Origin of the sequence: Arthrobacter sp. ZBG10, from assembly GCF_001238605.1 — a bacterium.
Taxonomy (GTDB): Bacteria; Actinomycetota; Actinomycetes; order Actinomycetales; family Micrococcaceae; genus Arthrobacter.
The window spans coordinates 1-208 of sequence record NZ_LFQH01000083.1 but is presented as its reverse complement, the minus strand read 5'-3'; the positions used below and the strand labels follow the sequence as shown (position 1 = coordinate 208).

The following is a 208-nucleotide window of genomic DNA, read 5'->3' as shown; positions in this document are numbered from 1 at the left end:
GGCGGGTTTCCCGGCACCTGCCACGATGACGGCGTCGAACTCCGTGGACCGGGCCGTCAGGTACGTCCGTTGGACCGGGACGCCGGCGCCGTCGTCGCCCGCCAAAACGCCGCCCGTCGGCGCGATGACCAGCGGGACGATCCCTTCCGCGTTCAACGCCTCACGGGCAGCCGAAACCTGCGCGACGTCGCTGGAGGCGTCGGCGAGG

Annotated in this window: 1 protein-coding gene; it reads right to left on the bottom strand. The window is 72.6% G+C overall.

Features of this window, described 5'->3' with window-relative positions:
• Positions 1-208: hypothetical protein (locus ACU18_RS19995; protein WP_197273617.1), on the bottom strand; the 208-nt coding region annotated here is incomplete at both ends.